Genomic DNA, 22,543 nt, shown 5'->3' on the forward strand with positions numbered 1-22,543 from the left:
GCCGACCGGGTTCGCAGCCCGGTAAGCGCGGTAATACCGCTCGAACCGCCAGACCTCGAGAAAGAAGACCGGCCAATAGTAGAGCGGCAGGAGGGCCAGCGTTTCAAGAATCCAGGCGCGGGTCAGCATGGCCCGAATTGGACCACGGGTTTTGTGGGGGTGGGATGAATTAGCGCCTCTCCCTTCTCCCTCGGGAGAGTGCGCAGGGAGAAGCATCGCATGTCGATGCGCCGGAGCACGGGGATGAGGGGGACTGGCTTGGCAACGCTCGCGCCCGCCGGAATGCTGCATCCCCTCACCCCTTGTCTCTCTCCCCCGGGGAGAGGGGAATAGACCGCTCTAGAGCGACCCGCCGGCGTCGGCATCGCAGTGGCGCGAGAGGTCGTCGACCGTGCTGCTGTAGCGCGGCGGCAAGAGGCGCTTCAGCTCAGGCCGGTCGATCTGGTTGCATTCCATCAGGCCGAGCACGAGGCGGGTATCGTTCTGGATCGTCTGCATTTTGCGGATCTCGTCGCGCGAAGCCCCGGCGCTCTTCAGCGCCTTTTCATTCTCCATTGCTGCGATGTGGCGCACGGTCAGGTTCCAGGCGAGCGGGAGGATGTCGTCGATGCGCTTGGTGTGCTCAAGCGCGGCTTGCCAGTCCCGGTCGAGGATATGGATGAAGCCGATATTCTCTTCCGTGTAGGCTACACCGACCGAGGTTGCGCCGCGCTCGCCGCGGATGCGGGCGGCTTCGTGCAGCTCCGACAGGGCTTCCTGCAGCGCCGTCTCGGAGTCCTCGCCGGGCGGGAGTTCCTCGCTGGCGACAAGGGCAACCAGCGTCGTGCCGACGCCGTGATGGGCGAGCTGGGCGTGCAACAGCGTCTCCTCGAAATCGCCGCCTTCCAGCATGGTCGCCGCCTTGCTGAAGGCCTGGTAGGCCGTCAGCGCATCGCCGCGCTTGCGCAGGCACTGGCCTTTCCAGAGCAACAGCATTGGCGCTTCGAGGCCGCGCGCAGAGGCCTGGTTCACATAGTCGACAACCGTCGAGCAGCCCCGGTTCCAGCCCAGCGAACTGTCGCTGGCAGAGCGATATTCCAGCGCCGCAAGACCAGCCGCGCCGCGTGCCTGGTCAGCCAGGCTTTCACCGTCCTGGTAAAGCGTGTTGAGCGCGGTGCGCACCGCCTCGCTGTTCTGGTCGCCCCAATCCTCAAGCGCCGCATGCAACATCAGCCGGTCGGCCGACGACAATAGCTCGCCATCGGTCCCGTCGGCGCGGAGCACAACCGCAATCACCTGCGAGGTCACCTCATTGAGCGGGATGCCGAGAAAGTGCTTCTGCGCGAGCTCGATCGCGTTTTCCTTGTAGCCGGCGGCCTGCTTGACCGAATCGGCCCGCTGGATTTCCCGGGCGAGTTCGGCCTGCCGGCGGGCGGCTTCATTCTCTTCGCGGATGGCGACAATGGCGGCTTGCGTGGACTCGCGCTGGCGCCCGGCCTCGCCGGCGACGATGCGCAGATTCATCTCGTTGAGCCGGGTCTGCTCGGCATATTGCGACTTCAGCCCGGACAGCTCCATGTAGAAATAGATCACGCTGCCAGCCACGATGACGGCAGCCATGCCGATGATCGCCGCCAGGGCGGTCATCAGGAACCGGAAGCTCTGCTGCTCCTCTCGCAGCTCGGCCAGCAGGTCGGCTGAAGTGATGCGCTGCTCGTCGGTTGTTTCACTCATCGCGGGATCCTCACGCGGATGCGGCCTTTCGGCGCCTTGTTCTGGTTATCCTGCCAGACCTGGTCGCCGAAGACAGGCTCCAGCAGCAGCTTCATGGCCGTGTCATTGTCATTTTCGCGGATGAAGGCTTCGGCGATCATCAGCTTGATGCGCATCTGACGGAAACGCCACATGTTCAGCGCCGCGCCGACAGCCGTCATCATGAAGAAATTCGTGGCGCCCAGCAGGCGCTCGGGATTATCGGACAACAGGTCCGCCCCCATCGGCAGCGGGTACTTGCCCGACAGGGTCGAGACGAAGACGACGAAACAGGTCAGGGTCGCCATGATGGCAAGCACAAGGATGTAACGCGACAGGCGTGCGCGCTCCTTGATCTGTCCCCTGTAGCGGCCAATGAGCCTGTTCATGCTCTCCATGCATCAAGGAGTCTGACGTTCCCGGCAGGAAGTCAATTCAATTCCCGGTACCGGTGACGCCGCGCAAACCAAGCCATGCGGGCGATTTGGCGCTATGATGCCTCAAAACAGAATAAAGGGAGGAAAAACATGGCCGACGGTACGAACCCAAAAGACATACCCCAAAGCATTTTCCAGGTATCGGCCTTCGATCCGGATGCGCGGAGCGACCCGCACACGCCGCTGAAGCAGTTGCGCGAACATTGCCCCGTGATGCGCGACGAAATGGCGAAGACGTGGTTCCTGACCCGCTATGAGGACATCCGCGCCACAGTGAATGACCGCAGCTATGTGCGCCTTCCCAGCAAGGCTGAGGAGGGTTCGCTCTCGCGCCGGCTGGTCGATGAGGAGAGCGGCGAGATGGAGCAGCCCTCCATCCTCTTCCTCGACGATCCCGATCATGCCCGCATCCGCCTGCCGCTGGCGAAAGCCTTCTATGCACGCATCCAGAAGATGAAGCCCGAGATCGAGGCGATCATTGACGAGATCATCGAGGCGGCGCCGGAAAGCGGCCGCTTCGACCTGATGAACGACATCGCCGTGCCGATCCCCGTCTTGGTCATCGCCCGCATCCTTGGCGTCGATGAAAACCGGCTGGCGGAGTTCCGCGACTGGTCGGAAGGGGTGATCCTGTCGCTCAACCCGGTGCGGACCGAGGAAGAGACCGCCCATCTCGTCCGTTCGGCAGACGCCATCAACGCCTATTTTGACGATCTTATCGCAGCGCGGCGGGCCGAGCCGCAGGACGATCTCGTCAGCGACATGGTCGCCCTGCAGGCGACCGGCGAGGCCGATATCAGCGATGAGGAGCTCCGGCGGAACCTGGAAGCCCTGCTGGTTGGCGGCAACCTCACGACGACGGACCTGATCGGCAATGGCGTCTGGCTGTTCCTGACCCATCCCGACCAGCTTGAAGCCCTGAAGGCCGATCCGGGCCTAGCCGGCCAGGCCGTCGAGGAAGTGCTGCGCTATGAGGCACCCGTCTCTGCAACCTCGCGGATTTCGCCGGATGAGCGGGAGATTGGCGGCTGCCCGGTCAAGGCGCGCCAGACGGTGTTCTGCTCACTCGCCTCGGCCAATCGCGATGCCGCGACCTTCGACCAGCCGGACCGGTTCGACATTACCGTCAAACGGCCCTCGCACGTCGCCTTTGGCGGTGGGCCGCACATCTGCATCGGTGCGCCGCTGGCCCGGATCGAGGCGCGGCATGTCTATGTGAAACTGTTCGAGCGCTATCCGGACATGAAGCTTGCCGATGCGCCGCTTGTCTGGCGCACCCTGCCCTTCTTCCGGGGCCTGGAAACGCTCGAGGTCGAGACCGGCGCCTAGGCGCAAGCCGGGTCAGACCGCCTTGGCGTGGCGCGGCTCGGCATTGGCGCGGGGCACATATTCGTCGAAGCAGCGCGCCACGGTGCGCAGCAGGGTGCGCGCCTCTTCCGGCACGGTGAGACGGCGCCCGTCAATCGCGCAAAGGCCCGCCACTTCAAGCGGCTGGGCGCGTTCCAGCGCGCAATCGAGGCTGTCCTCGGCAAGGCCGAATTCCCGGCAGACAGCCGCCGTGTCGACGGAGAGGTTGCACATCAGCGCCTCGATGGCGCGGCCGCGCAGGCGGTCCTGGGCGCCAAGCTTGAGGCCCTTTTCGCTGGCCAGCCGGCCTTCGCGTACAGCGTCTTCCCAAGCCCGGCGGTCCTTCGTGTTCTGCACGAAACCCTGCCGGAAAGCCGAGATCGACGACTGGCCGAGGCCGATCAGCGTCTCGCACGGATCGGTCGTATAGCCCTGGAAGTTGCGCCTGAGGCGGCCCTCGGAGGCCGCGCGTGCCATCTCGTCGCCGGGCCGCGCGAAATGGTCGAGGCCAATGGCAGCATAGCCGGCCGATGTCAGGGTTTCGGTGACGGCGTCGGCCTGGTCGAACCGCTCATTCACGCCCGGCAGCGCGGCGGAATCGATGGCGCGCTGGTGCTTGGCGAACCACGGCACATGCGCATAGCCGAACACCGCGACCCGGTCGGCGCCGGTGGCCGCCGCAAAGCAGGCCGCATCGATGACATCGTCGACGCTCTGGTGCGGCAGGCCATACATCAGGTCCATATTGATCGCGGGGATGCCGGCCTCGCGCAGGTCCTCGACCGCGAATGCAATCATCTCGCGCGACTGCACCCGGTTGATCGCCTGCTGCACGTTTGGCGCCAGGGTCTGCACGCCGAGACTGGCCCGTGTCACACCGCTCACGGCCATGGCCGCGATGCGCTCGGGCGTCAGTGAGCGCGGGTCCAGCTCGACGGCAAACTCGGCCTCCGGCAGGAGACCGAAAGCTTCGCAGATATGTTCAGAAACCTCGACGAAGTCCTCCGCCGACAGGGCGTTGGGCGAGCCGCCGCCGAAGTGCAGGTGCCTGACCCCGCCATGCGGCCCGAGGCGGCTGGCCCACAGCTCGATCTCCTTGTGCAGGTAATCGAGATAACGCTCGATCCGGCCATAGCCGTTCGGCACGCTGGTGTGGCAGCCGCAATACCAGCACAGCCGCTCACAAAAAGGCACGTGGACATAGATCGAAATCGGATCGTCATGATCGACACTGGCTGCCCAGTCGCTCGCAGCAGGTTCGGCAATGCCGGTGTGGAACTGCACCGCGGTCGGGTAGCTCGTATAGCGCGGCACGGCGGCGCAGGCGAATGGGATCCAGTCTTGTCTCATAAGCGCCATCAACACCGCCCGGCGCGCACGCGCTATCCGTGATATTCCCTAATGCCCCGCCGCCGCAGGGGCATGGCTTGCCCGGCGCGGCGCATCCTGCTCAATAAGCGCCAAGACCTGACCGAGGACACCGCCATGACCGATCATATCAAGCTCGACCTTTCCGACCGCATCCTGACCATCACCATCGCCCGGCCCGAGCGCAAGAATGCGCTGACCCAGGCGATGTATGGCAAGATGGCGGACGCGATTGTCGATGCGAACACGAACAAAGCCGTCCGCGCCATCGTCATCACTGGCGAAGGCGACATGTTCACGGCCGGCAACGACCTCTCCGACTTTGCGTCCATGGAAGAGCGCGAAAGCGGGACGCCGCCGGTGACGCGCTTCCTGAATGCGATCCGCGATGCCTACAAGCCGATCATCGCGGCCGTGAACGGACCGGCCATCGGCGTCGGCCTGACCATGCTGCTGCATTGTGACATTTCCTTCGCGGCCCAGTCGGCGAATTTCCGCGCCCCCTTCACCCAGCTTGGCCTGGTACCGGAAGCCGGTTCGTCGCTGCTGCTGCCGCGCATTGTCGGCCGCTCCATGGCCAATGAAGTGCTGCTGGCAGGCCGCATCCTGACGGCAGACGAAGCCCTGGCCTGCGGCCTCGTCTCGCGTGTCCTGCGCGATGAGGAACTGCTTGGTGCCGCCATGGCAACGGCGCAGAAAATCGCCGCCTCCGCACCGACGGCCATCCTCAAGTCGAAGGCACTGATCAACTCCCGGACCGCCGAAATTGCCGACCAGATGCGCGCCGAGGGCGAGATCTTCGCAGCCCAGCTCCAGTCGCCCGAATTTGCCGAAGCCGCCGCCGCTTTCGCCCAGAAAAGAGCCCCCGTTTTCGAGGATTGAGGCCCCGCTGGCGACGGCCCGGAACGCCCGGATTCCGCCGATTTTCGGGACTTTGCGGACCGGCCCCTGCAAACAGTTGCACACGCCCCTGTAAGGCCCTGTTTTTAAGGGGTTTTCAGGGGTGCCCAGGATTTCCCTTTTGGCCCCGAATCCTCTACAATTTCAAAGAATTGTGACGAATCACAAAAGGCAGGCAGAACCCCATGGCTGAAACAGCTGAAAACATGCCCGAATATGGCGCCGATTCCATCAAGGTCCTGAAGGGCCTCGAAGCCGTCCGCAAGCGTCCCGGCATGTATATTGGCGACACCGATGACGGGTCCGGCCTGCACCACATGATCTATGAGGTCGTCGACAATGCGATCGACGAGGCGCTGGCCGGCCATGCCGACGAAGTGACCGTCACGCTGTATCCCGACGGCTCCGCCGAGATTACCGACAATGGCCGGGGCATCCCGGTCGAAATGCACAAGACCGAAGGCGTTTCGGCGGCCGAGGTCATCATGACCCAGCTGCATGCCGGCGGTAAGTTCGACCAGAACTCCTACAAGGTCTCGGGCGGCCTGCACGGCGTCGGCGTCTCGGTCGTCAACGCCCTGTCGGACTGGCTGGAGCTGCGCATCCACCGCGGCGGCAAGGAGCACTATGTCCGCTTCATCGAAGGCGGCCAGGTCGAGGCGCCGCTGAAAGAGGTTGGCGAGAGTCCGCTGCGCGCCAATGGCAAGGTGCTGACGGGCACGGCGGTGCGCTTCATGGCGAGCCCGTCGACCTTCACCATGACCGAATATGACCGCAAGACGCTGGAACACCGGCTGCGCGAACTGGCCTTCCTGAACTCCGGCGTGCGCATCGTCTTCCGCGACGAACGGGGCCCTGAGCCTTACGAATCCGTGCTCGAATATGAGGGCGGCGTGAAGGCCTTTGTCGAGCATCTCAACCGCCAGCGCCAGACGCTGATCCCCGACACGATCTATGCCGTCGGCGAGAAGGACGGGATCACTGTCGAGGCGGCGCTCGCCTGGACCGACAGCTATCACGAGCAGGTGCTCTGCTTCACCAACAACATCCCGCAGCGCGATGGCGGCACGCACCTTGCCGGTTTCCGCGGCGCGCTGACCCGGATCATCAACAAATATGCGACCGAAACCGGTATCGCGAAGAAGGAAAAGGTCGAGATTTCCGGCGACGACGCCCGCGAGGGCCTGACCTGCGTCCTGTCGGTAAAAGTCCCTGATCCGAAATTCAGTTCACAGACGAAGGACAAGCTGGTCTCCTCCGAGGTGCGCCCGGTCGTCGAGAGCCTGATGGGCGAGAAGCTGTCGGAGTGGTTCGAGGAAAATCCGCGCGAAGCCCAGAACATCATGCAGAAGATTGTCGAGGCCGCCGCCGCGCGCGAAGCGGCCCGCAAGGCGCGTGAGCTGACCCGCCGAAAGACTGCGCTCGATATCACCTCCCTGCCCGGCAAGCTGGCCGATTGCCAGGAAAAAGACCCATCAAAATCAGAGCTCTTCATCGTCGAGGGTGACTCGGCTGGCGGCTCGGCCAAGCAGGGGCGCGACCGCTCCAACCAGGCCATCCTGCCCCTGCGCGGCAAGATCCTCAATGTCGAGCGCGCGCGCTTCGACAAGATGCTCTCATCCGACCAGGTCGGTACACTGATCATGGCGCTCGGCGCCGGGATCGGGCGCGACGAGTTCGACATCAACAAGCTGCGCTACCACAAGATCATCATCATGACGGACGCCGATGTCGACGGCGCCCACATCCGCACGCTGCTGCTGACCTTCTTCTATCGTCAGATGCCGGAGGTTATCGAGAACGGCTATCTCTACATCGCCCAGCCGCCGCTCTACAAGGTGACGCGCGGGCGCTCGGAGCGCTATCTCAAGGACGATTTGGAGATGGACAATTATCTCATCAATGAGGGCACGACGGGCGAGACGCTGATCCTGGCCGACGGCACGCAGATTGCCGGTGAGGACCTGCGCGAGAATGTCCGCAAGGCAGCGCAGTTCAAGCAGGCGCTATGGCGTCTCCAGCTGCGCGCGCCCGGCCCGATGGTCGAGCAGGCCGCGATTGCCGGGGCGCTGGCTGCGGGCGCCTCCAACACCGAAGCGCAGAAAACCGCCGACCGGCTGAACCTGTTTGCCGAAGAGGGCGAGGATTGCTGGGAAGGCGAGTTCAACGACGAGGGCAGCCTGGTGCTGCGCCGTGAAGTCCGCTCGGTCGAGGAGAAGGCCGTGCTCGACCGGACCTTGCTGGCGAGCCAGGATGCGATCCGGCTCAACAATCTCGCCAACGAGATCCGCCCGATCTATGTCGAGCCGTCCATCCTGCGCAATGAGAAGGCCGGCGAGGTCAACGTTTACGGGCCGGTCGGCCTGTTCGAGGCGGTGCTCGCCTCCGGCCGCAAGGGCCTGAAGATCCAGCGCTACAAGGGCCTCGGCGAGATGAATGCCGACCAGCTCTGGGAAACGACGCTCGACGCCAATGCCCGCACGCTGCTGCAGGTCAAGGTCGCCCATGCCGACGACGCCGACGAGATGTTCACCCGCCTGATGGGCGACATCGTCGAGCCAAGGCGCGAATTCATCCAGGACAACGCGCTTGAGGCGGAGGTGGATGTCTAACATCCTCTCCGCCGGTCCCAGCGAAAGCGGGGACCCAGGACGGTCCGGTAGCGCCAGACGCTATCGTCTCGATTTTCTCCCAAAAAGCATCTTGGATACCTGCTTGCGCAGGTATCCGCGGCGGGCGGTTGAGCAGGCCAACTAACGGTAATCGCGACGCATTCCCCTCTCCCTTGGGAGAGGGGCAGGGGTGAGGGGGACAGCCCTCTCGGCCTGATGGGACAGCAGCGACGGTCCCATCGGAGCAGAGCCCCGCTCATGTACCGCTTGCGGCGAATATTGCTCCCCCTCATCCCCGGCCCTTCTCCCCGAGGAGAAGGGTGCAGGGCGCCGCAGCCCTGCCCCGCCCCGCTTGACCTCCCCGCCCATCCGGCCCACATCCCCGCGCCATGGCCCTGAAAGACTATCCCCACACCCCCGATGGCCGCTATTTCGTGGCATCCGGCAAGCTGTGGCGCTGTTCCGATCCGCGCCTGACGCCCGAGGGCCGCAAGGCGCTGACGGCGAAGCTCATGGCGGCGCGGCGCAAGGTGAAGGAAGTCCAGCACAATGAGGCGCAGCTGAAACGTGCCCGGCGCGCGGTCAACGCGGCCAAGGAGGCGCTCGGCGAGCGCGGCCCGGTCTGGTGGGACGATTGCGCCCCCGACGAGACGATGAAGGCGCCGTCTGAGTCCTCCTATGCCGACTGGTGGGCGAGCCTCAGCGACGAAGAGCGCGTGAAGGGCTATGCCAACCCGCGGGGGTAAAGGCGCTTCCCATTTCGCCTCTCACGTGTAACGCTCCACCCCTGTTCCAGTGGGAGGACGCATGATGAGACTTGCCATCGCTACGGCGCTTGCCGCGATCGCGCTGCCGGCCGCCGCGCAGACCGTCACCGTGACCTTTGACGACGAGGCGGCCATGTCCGTCTATGGCTACCAGCTGGACGACTTCCATCAGGAGCGGCTCGACCACTGGCGCGGCGAGATCGAGGCGAAGTCCGCCGAGATCGGCGCCCAGCAGGCCCGGATCGCGCAGGACGGCGCGGTCTGGCCGGAAGAAACCCTGCTGCTGCAACAGCAGAGACTGGCCGAGCTGCAGGACCGGCTCGTCGACCTGAATGTCCGCGCCAATGAGGAGGTCGACCAGCTCGCCCGCACGGCCAAGGCCGGTTTTCGCGCCGATGCCCGCCCCTTCATGCGTGATTTTGCGAAAGCGAACGGGATCGGCGAGATCCTGGTCGATCCCATCGACGATGACGGGCCGTCCTTCCTTGTCCTCAATCCGGCCTATGACATCTCGGCGCCGATCGGGGAGATGATGAAGTCCGGCCCGGGCGCGGACGTCCCCAACGGTCCGGACCGCCCGCCGGTCATCCGCTATGTGCACGCCAAGGATGTCTATTATTTCAGCGGCAACCAGGCCGCGCGCGAAGCCGACCTGGGCGAGCGCCTGCGCGCGGATGAAAACAGGCTCGCGGGCGAGCGCCGGGACCTCGACATGCGGCTTGCCAATCTCGAGCAGAGGCGGCTGATCATGTCGCCCGAGGAACAGGAACTCGCCGAGCTGAAGCTAGAGGCCGATAGCGAGGACATGACCGAGGCCTACCGGCAATCAGGCGAACGCTTCGTCCTGCTCGGCAAGGAACGCCTCGCCTCCTTCAAGACCGACATCTACATCTATCTCGCCAACAACCCCGATGAGGTGAAGGCCGATATTGTCCGCTTCATCGACGATGACGCGCTGGATGGCACACTGCTGGTCGCGCATCCCGATCTCGACATCACCGAAATGGTGACGGCGCGGATGACGCTGCCGGAATAGGCGCTGGCGCTACAGCCGCACCGTGCCGGAGCTGCGGATCGCGGCGAGCTTGCGGTGCATCTCTTCGACGTCGGAGACCTCGATGCGCTGGGCATCCTCGAAGCGCCAGTCGCGCTTCTCGCCATACTGGCGCTCATAGGCGCGGTCGAACTTTTCCTCGGTCAGGTCGCCGGCAAAGCGGTAGGTGGTGAGATCGTCGCCCGCATCGGCGCGCGAGCCGCCCGGCAGGTAGATCGCGCCGGAACCGAAGTCGACCGCAAAGGCGATCAGGCCCGGCACCAGGAAGAGCAGGAGGCCAAGCCCATCGAGGATGACCACGGCGGTGTCGAGCCGTCCGCCCGTCTGGCCGCGGCGTTCAGGGTAAAGCAGCGTGCCGCAACCGCCCAGCGGGGCGGCGAGGGCGGTGGTTCCGGCAAGGGCCAGAAGGCGGCGTCGGGATTGATCCATGATTTCCTCCTCCAGATCGGCTCACCCAGCTGGAAACGCCGTGCCGCGCGCACGGTTCCCGTCAATCGGCCGGGCAATCGGCCTCGTAGCGTACAGCAATAAAAGCTGACGGGTCATTATTGGAATAGTTTAAACTATAGAAAGGCTGAGACCGCGTCTCGCACCGGCCAAGGCGCGCGGCGGAGGCTTCGACCTTGGGGAAGTCTTCCTGCGCAGTCCGGTTCTCCAGATTGACGAGGTAGACCACCGGATAGGCCGCCTCATCCTCCGGCAGTTCGAGCGGGGTTTCCGGCGGGTGGAGGTTCTGCGTGCCGAGGGTGAGGACGTAGGACGGCTCTGCAAAGCCAAGCGCGAGGACGCGGTCGGGCCCTTTGGTCTCGCCGCAATCGGTGCGCGGGATGCCGCAGACATCAGCCAGGGCGAGCTTCGCGGTCTCGGTCGCCTGCACCCAGGTCTGCGTCGGCAGAACATAGATCCGCGCCTGCCAGCCGAGCAGAATCGCCGCTGCAACGCCGCCCGCCACGGCCCAGCTGATGCGCCGGCCCAGCATGGCGACGGCGGCAAGACCGGTCGCGCCGAGCCCCATCCACCAGAGGAAGAGCGGATAATCGGTCGAGCCGGACCATTGCGCGAGGACCGCGTCGGCCCCCACGGTCTTGAAGTCGCCCGCCTTGTCGGCCTGCAGGGCCTCGATCGCCCAGGGCGAGGTAAAGGCGATAAGCGCGGCCCCGCCAATCACGAAGAAAGCCGTCGAGACCCAGCGCGCGACCGGGGCGCGGTTGCCCTCCATCAGCTTCACCGCCGCCCAGCCGCAAAGCAGCGCAAAGGCCGGATAGGCGGGCAGGATGTAATGGCTGAGCTTTGTCAGCAGCAGCTCGAAGAAGATCCAGGTCGTCAGCGACCAGGCGACCAGGAATTTCAGCGCATCGCGGTCGACATCGCCGAGCGATTCCAGCGTGCGGTGGCGCAGGTAGCGCCAGGTGAGCAGGATGGCTGGCAGGACCAGGATGATGCCGGGGAAGAACCAGGCCGGCAGGTGCATCAGGTGATAGCCCGGCAGGCCGCCATGGCCTTCGGACGCGGTCACCAGCTTGTCGCGCAAATCCTTGCCGACCGCCCCTTCGACATAGGTGCCCTGCGTGGCGATCTGGATCATGATGAACCAGGGCAGCACCATGAGCACGCTGATCAGCGGCCCCGGCCACCAGGCCAGGCTCTTCATCCAGTCATGGTCACGCCGGTCCCAGAGCCACAGTACCAGCAGCGCCATGCCGGCCACCAGCGAGATCACCGGCCCCTTGATCAGGAAGCCGGCGCCATGGATCACCCAGAAGGCGATGGCGAGCTTCCTGTCATTGTCCTTGCGCAGGTAGAGCCGGAGCAGGCAGCCCATGGCAGCGGTGATCAGGAAGACGAGAACGCCGTCTGTCTTGGAGATATGCGCTTCGGAGGTCAGCAGCAGGCTGGAGCCGAAAAGGGCGGCGCCGATAAATGCGCCCCGTCGCCCGATCGCGGCGATGCCGACCCAGAACACCATCAGCGTTGCCAGCCCCGCGCCGATCCAGCTCGGCACGCGATAGGTCCAGACGTCCAGATGTTCACCCTCGCCGAACGCTGCGGTCGAACCGGCCTGCAGCCAGTGAATGCCGGCCGGCTTCTTGTTGCGGTATTCGTCCTGGTAGCGGATCGTGATGTAGTCGCCGGTCTCGAGATATTGCTTGGAGGCCTGCGCAAAACGGCTCTCGTCCCGGTCCAGCGCCGGCAGGTTGAAAACCCCCGGCGCGGCCGCCGTGATGGTCAGCGCGAAGAGCAGCACCCAGGCTTTCCAGCCCGTCGAAAGTCGGTCGATCCAGTCCATGTGCGCCTGCTTGTAAACGGTTCCGCCAGCGTGTGAAACGGCAAACCGCCGTCAATCCGCACAAGCCGATTTGATTTCAGCGCGGCGCCGTCTAGGCTGCGCCCCAATCTGGTGGTTTGAAAGGGGTTCGGGATGAAGGCCTGGTTCAGGATTGATCTCTGGAAGCGCGTAATGATTGGCCTTGCGATCGGCCTCGCGATCGGCACGGCGGTCCGCTACGGGATGATATCGTCGCTCGGCCATGATGACGGCATTGCCCGGTCGCGGGAGATCGCCGAGATTTTCAAACCGCTCGGCGATCTCTTCCTCAACCTGATCCGCATGCTGGTCGTGCCGCTGATCTTCCTGACGCTGGTCTCTGGCGTGCTCGCCCTTGGTGATCCGCGCAAGCTCGGCCGTCTCGGCGGGCGGACCATCGGCATCTACATGATGACGACGCTGGTCGCGGTCACCCTTGGCCTGATCATGGGCACCATCTTCCAGCCGGGCAACGGCTACGACCTGTCATCGGTGACCCCGGAGCAGATCGCCGAGACGCAGGCGCGCCTGGAAAGTGGCGGCGCGCTCGAACAGGTCGGCGTTTACGAGTCGATCATGCGCACCATCCTCTCCATCGTGCCGACCAATATCGTCGCCTCGATGACGAATGGCGACGTGCTGCCGATCATCTTCTTCGCCATCATGTTCGGCATCGGCATCCTGCTCGCCGGCGAGGCGGGCAAACCGATGGCGAAAGTCTTCGATGCCGGCTCCGAGGCGATCCTCAAACTCACGCTGATCGTCATGGAAACGGCGCCATTTGGGGTCGCCGCCCTGATGGCATGGGTGATGGCCGACCAGGGCTTCAGCGTCGTCTCCTCGCTGGCACTGATGACGGTCGCGCTCTACCTCGCCTGCGCGTTGCACATGCTGCTGACGCATGGCTTCCTGATCAAGGTGGTCGGCCGCCTGCCGCTGATCCCCTTCTATCGCGGCATTACCGATGCGCAGCTCGTTGCCTTCTCGACCTCGTCCTCCAGCGCGACATTGCCCGTCACCCTCAGCGTCGCGGAGAAGAACCTCGGCGTCGGCAAGTCGGTCGCCTCATCGGTGCTGCCGCTCGGCTCGACCATCAACATGGACGGGACCGCGCTCTATCAGGGGCTCATCGCGCTTTTCGCCGCGCAGGCGCTTGGCATCGACGTGTCGATCGGCATGTATTTTACCGTCGCCGTCATGGCGACGCTGGTCTCCATCGGGACGGCCGGTATTCCATCCGTCAGCCTGTTCCTTGCCACGACGACGCTGGGGGTTGTCGGTGCCACGCCCGAGCAGATGTTCGTTATCCTCGCCCCGCTATTCGCCTTTGACCGGCTGCTCGACATGATGCGGACGGTGACCAACATCACCGGCGACCTCGCCGTCTCGACGCTGGTGGCAAAATGGGAGGGCGACCTGGATGAGGACATCTTCCGGGCCGAGGACAATGTCACGGCGGAAATCGACCGCACGGTGACGCACGACGCTTAAGGCGTCGCTGCATCCTTTCGTGTCGACAGTGCCTCGCGCACACTCTCGCCGATCATGCGGGCCTCGGCTTCACGCGGGGATCCGGCGCGCCAGGCAATCCCGATCTGGCGGCCGATCACCGGCTTGTCGAAGGTGCGCAAAGTGACATCCGTGCCCGCCGTCACGCCAGCATCGGCGGCAATACGCGGCAGCAGCGAGACGCCCAGCCCGCCGGCCACCATCTGCACAAGCGTCGCCAGCGAGGTCGCCCCGACATCGGAACTCGCACTCGATGGCGACAGGGAACAGACCGACACCGCATGGTCGCGCAGGCAGTGGCCGTCTTCCAGCAGCAGCACGTCCTCGCCATTCAGGTCGTCCGGCTGGAGGCTGTTTGCCTTCGACAGCTTGTGATCCTTCGGCCCGACGAACAGGAATTCGTCATCGCCCAGGACTTCGGTCTCGATCCCGCTGGCCGGCCAGGGCAGCGCGATCAGGGCGGCGTCCAGCGTGCGGTTTCGGAGGCCCTCCAGCAGCCGGTCGGTCTGGTCTTCGCGCAGGTAGAGCTTCAGCTCGGGATGACTGGCCCGCAGCGAGGCGAGCGTGCGCGGCAGGAGATAGGGGGCGAGCGTCGGAATGGCGCCGAGATGGAAATGCCCGGTCAGAGGCTCACCGGCCTGGTGGGCGGCCGCGACAAGGTCTGCGGCGCTGGACAGGATCGCCCGGGCGCGCTCGACAGCGGCCTCGCCGGCGCGGGTCAGCGAGGCCCCGCGCGCTTCGCGTTCGACCAGCTGGACGCCGAGGATCGCCTCGACTTCCTTGATCGCGGAAGACAGGGTCGGCTGCGTCACATTGCACACATCGGCAGCCCGCGAGAAGGACTTCTCATCGGCCAGGGCGCACAGGAACTGGAGCTGTCGGAGGGTCGGTAAATGCATAGACCTAATCTATTGCAGGAATTTTATTTATCAATTGGATTTCTTGCACCGCAGCATGCCATTGCCGCATCACGACAGCGGTCAGCGCTGCAAATATGCATAATAGTTCACAGTGAAAGGACCTCCCATGCTTGGAATTGGCGAAAAGATCCCGGAATTCAAAGTCGTCGGCGTGAAGCCGAAATTCATGCAGCACGAGCAGAACGGCGAGAGCGCATTCGAAGAGATCACGCAGGACAGCTTCGAGGGCAAGTGGAAGGTCATCTTCTTCTACCCGAAGGACTTCACCTTCGTCTGCCCGACCGAGATCGCCGAATTCGGCCGCCTCGCCGGTGAGTTCGAAGACCGCGATTGCGTTGTCCTCGGCGGCTCGACCGACAATGAGTTCGTCAAGCTTGCCTGGCGCCGCGACCACCAGGACCTGCACGAACTGCCGATCTGGCAATTCGCCGACACGACCGGCTCGCTGGTCGACGGCCTCGGCGTGCGCAACCAGGAAGAAGGCGTCGCCTATCGCGCGACCTACCTGGTCGACCCGCATGGCGTCATCCAGCACGTCTACGTCAACAATCTGAATGTCGGCCGCAACCCGCAGGACACGCTGCGCGTCCTCGACGCCCTGCAAACCGACGAGCTGTGCCCGTGCAACCGCGCCATCGGTGGCGACGTTCTGAACATCGCGGCTGAATAAGGTTTCTGTCTAAACGCGGCAGCCTGCCTGCCGCCTCCATCATCATGACAGACAACTGGCGCCGCCCCTGACCTGCTCAAGGGCGGCGCATTTTTCTCGACCTGCAACTTATCAGACATTCTGGAAATCTTCTTATGACGATCGACACACTGAAGTCGGCCCTGCCCGACTATGCCAAGGACCTGAAGCTCAATATCGGTTCGCTCTCCAATGAGACGATCCTCGACGATGAGCAGAAATATGGCTGCATGCTCGCCTGCGCCTATGCGGTCGGTTCGCCGGACATCGTGAAGAACATCGCCGCCGAGGCCGAAGGCAAGCTGAGCCCGGAAGCGGCCAAGGCTGCCAAGGCCGCCGCCGCCATCATGGCGATGAACAATGTCTATTACCGCTCGGTCCACCTGGTCTCGAACGACACCTACAAGACACTGCCCGCCCGCCTGCGGATGAACGTCATCGGTGCGCCGGGCATCTCCAAGGCGAATTTCGAACTGTTCTCGATGGCCGTGTCCGCCGTGAATGGCTGCGGCATGTGCCTCGACGCGCATGAAGCCGAGCTGCGCAAGGCTGGCATGACATCGGAACAGATCCAGGCCAGCCTGCGTATTGCGTCCGTCATCAACGCCGTGGCGTGCGTCCTGCAAGCGGAGACCGCCGCGGCCTGACCGGCTCGAATCGAGACTGGCCGGGGCGCACCGCAGGGTCGGCTCCGGCCGGTAAATTATAGTTAAGGAATGGCCCGGCCGCGTGTTGCAAGGCGATGGCGGCTGAGCCACAATGCGAGCGAAATGGAACTCGGCGCCCCCGGACTGGAAACCAGCCTCATCAGGCTGGAAGCGCTCGGTGCAGAGCACCGGCCCGCGCTGCTCGAATGCGGGGTGGCTGACGACATCTGGAAGCTGATGCCGCTCATACCAGAGGGCAATTCTCCCGAAGCCTATTTCGACTACACCATGCGGATGGGCGAATTGGGGACCGGCCAGGCCCTTGCCGTTATCGTGCGCGAAACCGGCGCCTTTATCGGCATAGCGGCCTATCTCTATCCCAACCGGCTGAACCGCCGCGTACGGATCGGCTACACATGGATCGATCCGCGCTACCGGGGCATCGGCATGTCGGCGCATATCAACTATCTGATGCTGAAACGGGCGCTCGAATGGCGCGCGCGGCGCGTCGAATGGATGATGTCGATGCGCAGCGAACAGGCCATCGCCGTCATGGACCGCTGGGGCATGGTGCGCGAAGGCGTCCTGCGCGCCTATTCGCGCATGGCTGATGGCAGCTGGGCCGACGTCGTCGTCTATTCCCTGATCGCCGATGAGATTCGCGCGACGTTGATGCGGATGGGCGGCGAGATCGGCGAGCTCGAAGCCGCGCCGGGCGCTTGATTTCAAGCGGCTATCGTGCTTTAGGGCGCATCTTAAATCACGCGCAAAAGGTACAAGCGCACTTTTCCAGGGCCATGAACCTGGCGAAGTCCCTGCTCGGCGACGTTTCGCTCAGCGGGGTCGCGACGCTTTGCGTGAACGGTATGAGCGCTTACCTGTAAGGCAATTGCAGGCAAGCATGGAGTGACGCGATGTTCGACGCGCTGACAGACCGCCTAGGCGGCATATTTGACGGACTGACCGGGCGCGGCGCCCTGTCGGAGAAAGACGTCACGGCTGCGCTGCGCGAAATCCGCGTGGCGCTGCTGGAAGCCGATGTCGCGCTGCCGGTCGTCAAGGACTTCATTTCCAAGGTCAAGGAACGCGCGGTTGGCGAGGAAGTCATCCGTTCGGTGAAGCCCGGCCAGCAGGTCATCAAGATTGTGCATGACGGCCTGGTCGACATGCTCGGCGGACCGGATGCGGAAACGCGCCTGCGCGTCGACAATCCGCCATCGGTGATCATGATGGCCGGCCTGCAGGGCTCGGGTAAGACCACCACCACCGGCAAGATCGCCAAGAGACTGGCCGATCGCGACAAGAAGAAGGTCCTCCTCGCCTCGCTCGACGTGCGCCGTCCGGCCGCGATGGAGCAGCTCGCCATCCTGGCGGACCAGGCGGGCGAGAACGTCAAGTCGCTGCCCATCGTCGAAGGCCAGATGCCGGCCGAGATCACGCGCCGCGCGCTGCAGGCGGCCAAGCTCGGCGGCTATGATATCCTCTTCCTCGATACCGCCGGCCGCACGAGCATCGACGAACAGATGATGGCCGAGGCTTCGGAGATCGCGAAGATCGCCGAGCCGAAGGAAACCCTGCTCGTTGCTGACGCGCTGACCGGCCAGGACGCGGTCGAGACGGCCAGGCGCTTCCATGAGCGCCTGCCGCTGACCGGCCTTGTGCTGACCCGGATGGATGGCGACTCGCGCGGCGGCGCGGCCCTCTCCATGCGCGCAGTGACCGGCCTGCCGATCAAGTTCCTCGGCACGGGCGAGAAGCTCGACGGGCTCGATGCCTTCGATGCGAAGCGGCTGGCCGGCCGCATCCTCGGACAGGGCGACATCGTCTCCCTCGTCGAGAAGGCCGGCGACCAGTTCGACCAGGAAAAAGCCGAGCGCATGGCGAAAAAGATGCGCAAGGGCGAGTTCGACCTGAACGACCTTGCCGACCAGCTTCGCCAGATGCAGAAAATGGGCGGCCTTGGCGGCATCATGGGGCTCCTGCCGGGCGCCAAGAAGGCCAAGCAGGCCATGGCGTCGGCCAATATGGATGACAACATGATCAAGCGTCAGGAGGCGATCATCTCCTCCATGACGAAGAAGGAACGCGCCAAGCCGGCCCTGCTTAACGCGTCCCGCCGCAAGCGCATCGCCGCCGGCGCCGGCGTCAGCGTGCAGGACGTCAACAAGCTGCTGAAGATGCACCGCCAGATGGCGGACATGATGAAGAAGATCGGCAAGGGCGGCATGAAGGGCATGATGAACGCGCTTGGCGGCGCGGGCGTGTCACAGGCCGACATTGCGAAAATGGGTCAGGGCGCAGCGCTGCCCGGCGGCATGGGCGGCGGCCAGCTCCCCGGCCTCGGCGGCAACGGACTTCCCCCCGGCATGGGCGGAGGAAAGAAGAAGTGAGCGCCATCCCCGAACTCGAGCGCCTGCGCGCCAGCATCGACAATATGGATGCGATCCTGCTGCATACGCTGGCCGAGCGCTTCAAGCTGACCCAGCAGGTCGGCGTGCTGAAGGCCGAGCATGACCTGCCGCCGGCCGACAAGGCCCGCGAGGCGCGCCAGATCGAGCGGCTGCGCCAGCTCTCAGTAGAAAGCGGGCTCGACCCGGCTTTTGCCGAGAAATTCCTCAATTTCATCGTGGCCGAAGTCATTCGCCACCACGAGAAAATCCGGGAGGGCCAGGAATGAGCCTCCCACAAGAACACGCCCCCGACCTTGCCCTCCACAAGCAAGGCGCAGGCGCAGTGGCCGCTGGCTTCAGCCAGCGATCAGCCACGAGCAAGACACTCACGAAGACGCCATAAGACACTTAAGGAGATACACCATGGCTCTCAAAATCCGGCTCGCCCGCGGCGGGTCCAAGAAACGCCCCTTCTACCGCGTTGTCGTTGCCGACTCGCGCGCCCCGCGCGATGGCCGCTACATCGAGAAGATCGGCACCTATGATCCGCGCCTGCCCAAGGACTCTGAAAACCGCGTCCAGATCGACGGCGAGAAGGCCGCCGAGTGGGTCAAGAAAGGCGCCAAGCCGACTGACCGCGTTGCGCGCTTCCTGAGCGCCATCGAAGTCGACGGCAAGCCGGTCGTCGCCTGGGAGCATGGCAACAACCCGCAAAAGGGTGAGCCGGGCACGAAGGCGAAAGAGCGCGTGCAGGAGAAGGCTGACAAGGAAGCTGCCCGCAAGGAAGCTGAGGAAGAAGCCAAGAAAGCTGCCGAGGAAGCCAAGAACGCACCGGCTGAAGAAGAAGCCCCTGCCGAAGCAGAGGCTGAAGCCGAAGCTGAAGAGGAAAAGGCCGAGTAAGGCCCTTTCCTTTCGAGAGACACTGAAGGCCGGACGGGCAACCGTCCGGCTTTTTTTGTCTGCAGGTTACGCTACCAAGTCCTAGAACCGCACGCCGCCATTTCCGATCTTGCGGAATTCCTCAGGCGTCAGGCGGACATATTCGCCGGTCTCGGGATCGTGATACCAGACCGGATCCTCGACGGCCTCCGGGTCGAAGCCCTGTTTGGCGAGGTCCACCTTGCGGTATTTGAACGTGCCCGTCGTCTCGGCCTGCTGCTGCTCGCGGATGAAGACCGGAACGGCATATTTCGGCAGGCGCGCGGACAGACGGTCGAACAAATCCTTGTAGTCGAGATAGCCGCTGACCGTGACCGAGGCCATGCCGGCCTTGCCTTCGGTGCCCGGCACGGTGACGCCATAGACATTCGCCGTCTCGACACCCGGCACCTGCGACAGCGCTTCGGCGACTTCATTGGTCGAGACATTCTCGCCCTTCCAGCGGAACGTGTCGCCCAGCCGGTCGACAAAATAGACATAGCCATGCGCGCCCTGACGCATCAGGTCGCCGGTGCGAAACCACATGTCGCCCTTTTCAAAGACATCGCGCAGCACTTTGGCTTCGGTGTCCTTCGGGTCGTTATAGCCCTCGATGCGCGTGCGGGCATCCTCGCCGATCCGGCCGATGGCCTCGCCCGGCTCACCCATCGCGGCGCGCTGGCAGAGGCCATCCTCGCCGCGCAGGGGTTGTCCGGTCTCGACATCATAGCGCACGAAGGCGATGTGATCGAAATGCTTGGCGGCATAAGGCGGGATCCGCCCGCAGGCGCCCGGCGTGCCATCGAAGTTCATGAGCTTCACATTGCTCTCGGTCGAGCCGTAGAACTCGATCATCTTGCCGACGCCGAACCGGGTGCGGAAATCGTCCCAGATGTCCATGCGCAGGCCATTGCCGAAGCCGCAGCGCACCTTGTGCGCGCGCTCCATTGCGCTTTCCGGCTGGTTGATCAGGTAGCGGCAGAGCTCACCGATATAGACGAAGGTCGTCACGCCATGGCGCACGCAGTCTTCCCAGAAATGGCTGGCCGAGAATTTGCGCCGCAGGATGACTTCGGCGCCAGTATAAAGCGCGATGCCGACCCCGCACAGCCCGCCCGTGGCATGGTAGAGCGGCAGGGTGACATAGACCTTGTCCTTCGCCGTCGTATTGCAGGGCGAAATGAAGGTCCGCATCATCGAGCGCACCCGTGCATGGGACATCTTCGCAGCCTTGGGCAGGCCCGTCGTGCCGGAGGTGTAGAGATAGAAGCAGATGTCGCGATTGGTCAGATGCGCGCGCAGCTCACGCGATGGCCGGTCGCTGCTGTGGTGATCCAGATCGGCCGCAAGGTCCTCGCCCGCCGAGCCGCCAAGCGACCAGACAGACGGCGCCCCGGTCAGGAAGGGTTTGGCACTCTCGACCTGCGCGTCCTGCTCCTCGCCGGTAATCACGGTCTTCGCGCCGGCAATGTTGATGCAGTGCGCCAGGCCCTCGCCCGACAGGTTGGAATTGATCAGGGCGGGGATGACGCCGATCTTGGTGAGGCCGAACCAGGCGGCGACATATTCCGGACGGTTCTCCATGAAGATGGCGGCGCAGTCGCCTGCCGCAAGACCTTCCGACAGGGCCCAATGGGCGACGCGGTTGGCCATTGCATCCAGCTCGCCATAACTCATCTGGCGATCCTCGAAGCGGAAGGCGACACGGCCCTGATGGCGGTCGACCGCTGCTTCCAGATCGTCTGCCAGGAGGTCTGCGGACTCGTTCGTGACCGGGTCGAGCCACTTCTTCGCGCGCAGCAATACGTTGATCGCGGTCCATTCCCGCTTCACAGCGTCAAACATTTCCATCACCATCATTCCAGTTTCCGGCGCGGTGCGGGGATGGGCTATTGCCTGCTTCTGGCCCCGCATGCCGGTTTCCACGTGCAGCCCGGGATGCTAAGCGCGCGTGGTTAAGATCTGATGGGAAAGCCTATTGAATATGACTGACGCTGTTTCCGAATTGTTAGCCCTTCTCGAAGTCGAGCGGCTGGAAGTCGACCTGTTCCGCGGCTTCACGCCGGAGCATGAGGTTGGCCGCGAACGTGTCTTCGGCGGGCAGGTGATCGCCCAGGCGCTGGCGTCGGCCTACCGGACCGTGAAGGACGACCGGCTCTGCCATTCCCTGCACGCCTATTTCATCCGCCCGGGCGACCCGAAGATCCCTATCATCTATGAGGTCGACCGCTCGCGCGATGGCGGCAGTTTCACCACCCGGCGCGTCGTCGCCATTCAGCACGGCCAGCAGATCCTCAACATGTCCGCCTCCTTCCATGTCCACGAGGATGGCTGGGACCACCAGCACAAGATGCCCGAGGTGAAACAGCCGGAAGAACTGAAGTCCCGGGCTGAACTGGCCGAGGCGTTCAAGGACAAGATTCCCGCCGACCAGCTGGCCCACTGGACGCGCCCGCAGCCTTTCGAGATGAAGGAAATATCGGCGATCAACCCGTTCGATCCGAAGCCGAAATCGGATGTGAACCATGTCTGGCTGCGCACGATGCGCGAGGTCGATATCAGCGCGCCGATGCACCACTGCCTGATCGCCTATGTCAGCGACATGAACCTGCTCGGCTCCAGCCTCCGCCCGCACGGCCTGCACTGGCTGAACCCGAAGCTGATGACGGCGAGCCTCGACCACGCGATCTGGTTTCACGCCCCCATCCGGGCCGACCAGTGGCTGCTCTACACGATGGACAGCCCGAAGGCGGGCAATGGCCGCAGCTTCAATCGCGGCTCCATCTACACCCGCGACGGCAAGCTGGTCGCCTCGACCGCGCAGGAAGGCCTGATGCGGAAGCTGACGAAGAAGAAGTAGGGCCGTTTACCGGGGAGCGCCCTTCGGCCTCAACCCGTCACTCGCCTTCGCTCTTGAAGCCGCCCCGCTGAAGCCTTAGCAGGCCCCATC

20 protein-coding genes are annotated in these 22,543 nt (G+C 64.1%); 13 read left to right on the top strand and 7 right to left on the bottom strand.

Annotation, left to right across the window (positions count from 1 at the left end; all coding sequences use genetic code 11):
• Positions 1 to 339: 339 nt before the first annotated feature.
• Together D1223_RS09670 and D1223_RS09675 are read right to left on the bottom strand one after the other, a co-directional pair.
• Positions 340 to 1,713 (bottom strand): hypothetical protein, encoded by a 1,374-nt coding sequence (locus D1223_RS09670; RefSeq protein WP_119376243.1) that lies wholly within the window; start codon positions 1,711 to 1,713, stop codon positions 340 to 342.
• Positions 1,710 to 2,120, bottom strand: coding sequence for a hypothetical protein (locus D1223_RS09675; protein WP_119455218.1), 411 nt, complete (start codon positions 2,118 to 2,120; stop codon positions 1,710 to 1,712). The genes D1223_RS09670 and D1223_RS09675 overlap by 4 nt, the downstream gene beginning before the upstream one ends.
• 138 nt (positions 2,121 to 2,258) lie before the next feature.
• Here D1223_RS09675 and D1223_RS09680 point away from each other — a divergent pair, with 138 nt between their 5' ends.
• Positions 2,259 to 3,497: a cytochrome P450 gene (locus D1223_RS09680; protein ID WP_158588447.1), complete on the top strand. Its 1,239-nt coding sequence runs from the start codon at positions 2,259 to 2,261 to the stop codon at positions 3,495 to 3,497.
• A gap of 12 nt (positions 3,498 to 3,509) precedes the next feature.
• Here the strand turns inward: D1223_RS09680 and hemN are convergent, their stop codons facing one another.
• Complete coding sequence (hemN, locus tag D1223_RS09685; protein ID WP_119376282.1) at positions 3,510 to 4,865, bottom strand: oxygen-independent coproporphyrinogen III oxidase; 1,356 nt, start codon at positions 4,863 to 4,865, stop codon at positions 3,510 to 3,512.
• Between the two features lie 135 nt (positions 4,866 to 5,000).
• On the opposite strand from hemN, the gene D1223_RS09690 reads away from it, so the two are divergent.
• The 4 genes from D1223_RS09690 (at position 5,001) to D1223_RS09705 (ending at position 10,198) form a co-directional block, all read left to right on the top strand.
• Positions 5,001 to 5,765 carry an enoyl-CoA hydratase gene (locus D1223_RS09690; RefSeq protein WP_119376283.1) on the top strand — a complete coding sequence of 255 codons (765 nt, stop codon included), beginning with the start codon at positions 5,001 to 5,003 and terminating at the stop codon, positions 5,763 to 5,765.
• Positions 5,766 to 5,968: 203 nt separating this feature from the next.
• Positions 5,969 to 8,395, top strand: a complete 2,427-nt coding sequence (gene gyrB, locus D1223_RS09695) for a DNA topoisomerase (ATP-hydrolyzing) subunit B (RefSeq protein WP_119376246.1) — start codon at positions 5,969 to 5,971, stop codon at positions 8,393 to 8,395.
• A gap of 389 nt (positions 8,396 to 8,784) precedes the next feature.
• Positions 8,785 to 9,141, top strand: coding sequence for a hypothetical protein (locus D1223_RS09700; protein WP_119376247.1), 357 nt, complete (start codon positions 8,785 to 8,787; stop codon positions 9,139 to 9,141).
• A gap of 61 nt (positions 9,142 to 9,202) precedes the next feature.
• Positions 9,203 to 10,198, top strand: a complete 996-nt coding sequence (locus D1223_RS09705; RefSeq protein ID WP_119376248.1) for an OmpH family outer membrane protein — start codon at positions 9,203 to 9,205, stop codon at positions 10,196 to 10,198.
• A gap of 9 nt (positions 10,199 to 10,207) precedes the next feature.
• Here the strand turns inward: D1223_RS09705 and D1223_RS18935 are convergent, their stop codons facing one another.
• Positions 10,208 to 10,645: a hypothetical protein gene (locus tag D1223_RS18935; RefSeq protein WP_199288208.1), complete on the bottom strand. Its 438-nt coding sequence runs from the start codon at positions 10,643 to 10,645 to the stop codon at positions 10,208 to 10,210.
• 61 nt (positions 10,646 to 10,706) lie between these two features.
• Positions 10,707 to 12,503, bottom strand: a complete 1,797-nt coding sequence (locus D1223_RS09715) for an ArnT family glycosyltransferase (protein ID WP_119376249.1) — start codon at positions 12,501 to 12,503, stop codon at positions 10,707 to 10,709.
• Positions 12,504 to 12,635: 132 nt separating this feature from the next.
• On the opposite strand from D1223_RS09715, the gene D1223_RS09720 reads away from it, so the two are divergent.
• On the top strand, positions 12,636 to 14,012 hold the full coding sequence (locus D1223_RS09720; RefSeq protein WP_119376250.1) for a dicarboxylate/amino acid:cation symporter: 1,377 nt from the start codon (positions 12,636 to 12,638) through the stop codon (positions 14,010 to 14,012).
• On the opposite strand, the gene D1223_RS09725 is transcribed toward D1223_RS09720, so the two are convergent.
• On the bottom strand, positions 14,009 to 14,929 hold the full coding sequence (locus tag D1223_RS09725; RefSeq protein ID WP_119376251.1) for a hydrogen peroxide-inducible genes activator: 921 nt from the start codon (positions 14,927 to 14,929) through the stop codon (positions 14,009 to 14,011). The two genes, D1223_RS09720 and D1223_RS09725, sit on opposite strands and share 4 nt — an antisense overlap.
• A 127-nt stretch (positions 14,930 to 15,056) precedes the next feature.
• Here D1223_RS09725 and D1223_RS09730 point away from each other — a divergent pair, with 127 nt between their 5' ends.
• The 6 genes from D1223_RS09730 (at position 15,057) to rpsP (ending at position 19,575) form a co-directional block, all read left to right on the top strand.
• Positions 15,057 to 15,620: a peroxiredoxin gene (locus D1223_RS09730; protein ID WP_119376252.1), complete on the top strand. Its 564-nt coding sequence runs from the start codon at positions 15,057 to 15,059 to the stop codon at positions 15,618 to 15,620.
• Positions 15,621 to 15,754: 134 nt separating this feature from the next.
• A complete protein-coding gene (locus tag D1223_RS09735; protein WP_119376253.1) occupies positions 15,755 to 16,285 on the top strand; it encodes a carboxymuconolactone decarboxylase family protein in 531 nt (176 codons plus the stop codon).
• Positions 16,286 to 16,408: 123 nt separating this feature from the next.
• Positions 16,409 to 17,008: a GNAT family N-acetyltransferase gene (locus D1223_RS09740; protein ID WP_119376254.1), complete on the top strand. Its 600-nt coding sequence runs from the start codon at positions 16,409 to 16,411 to the stop codon at positions 17,006 to 17,008.
• 191 nt (positions 17,009 to 17,199) lie between these two features.
• Positions 17,200 to 18,675, top strand: coding sequence for a signal recognition particle protein (gene ffh, locus D1223_RS09745; protein ID WP_119376255.1), 1,476 nt, complete (start codon positions 17,200 to 17,202; stop codon positions 18,673 to 18,675).
• Positions 18,672 to 18,962: a chorismate mutase gene (locus D1223_RS09750; RefSeq protein ID WP_119376256.1), complete on the top strand. Its 291-nt coding sequence runs from the start codon at positions 18,672 to 18,674 to the stop codon at positions 18,960 to 18,962. The genes ffh and D1223_RS09750 overlap by 4 nt, the downstream gene beginning before the upstream one ends.
• Positions 18,963 to 19,098: 136 nt before the next feature.
• Positions 19,099 to 19,575 (top strand): 30S ribosomal protein S16, encoded by a 477-nt coding sequence (gene rpsP, locus D1223_RS19275; RefSeq protein WP_119376257.1) that lies wholly within the window; start codon positions 19,099 to 19,101, stop codon positions 19,573 to 19,575.
• Positions 19,576 to 19,656: 81 nt separating this feature from the next.
• On the opposite strand, the gene D1223_RS09760 is transcribed toward rpsP, so the two are convergent.
• Positions 19,657 to 21,507 (bottom strand): long-chain-acyl-CoA synthetase, encoded by a 1,851-nt coding sequence (locus tag D1223_RS09760; protein WP_233353116.1) that lies wholly within the window; start codon positions 21,505 to 21,507, stop codon positions 19,657 to 19,659.
• 70 nt (positions 21,508 to 21,577) lie between these two features.
• Between D1223_RS09760 and D1223_RS09765 the strand changes: the two genes are divergently transcribed.
• Positions 21,578 to 22,453 carry an acyl-CoA thioesterase gene (locus tag D1223_RS09765; protein ID WP_119376258.1) on the top strand — a complete coding sequence of 292 codons (876 nt, stop codon included), beginning with the start codon at positions 21,578 to 21,580 and terminating at the stop codon, positions 22,451 to 22,453.
• The last annotated feature ends 90 nt before the right edge of the window (positions 22,454 to 22,543 follow it).

Source organism: Henriciella mobilis, from assembly GCF_003576285.1.
GTDB lineage: Bacteria > Pseudomonadota > Alphaproteobacteria > Caulobacterales > Hyphomonadaceae > Henriciella > Henriciella mobilis.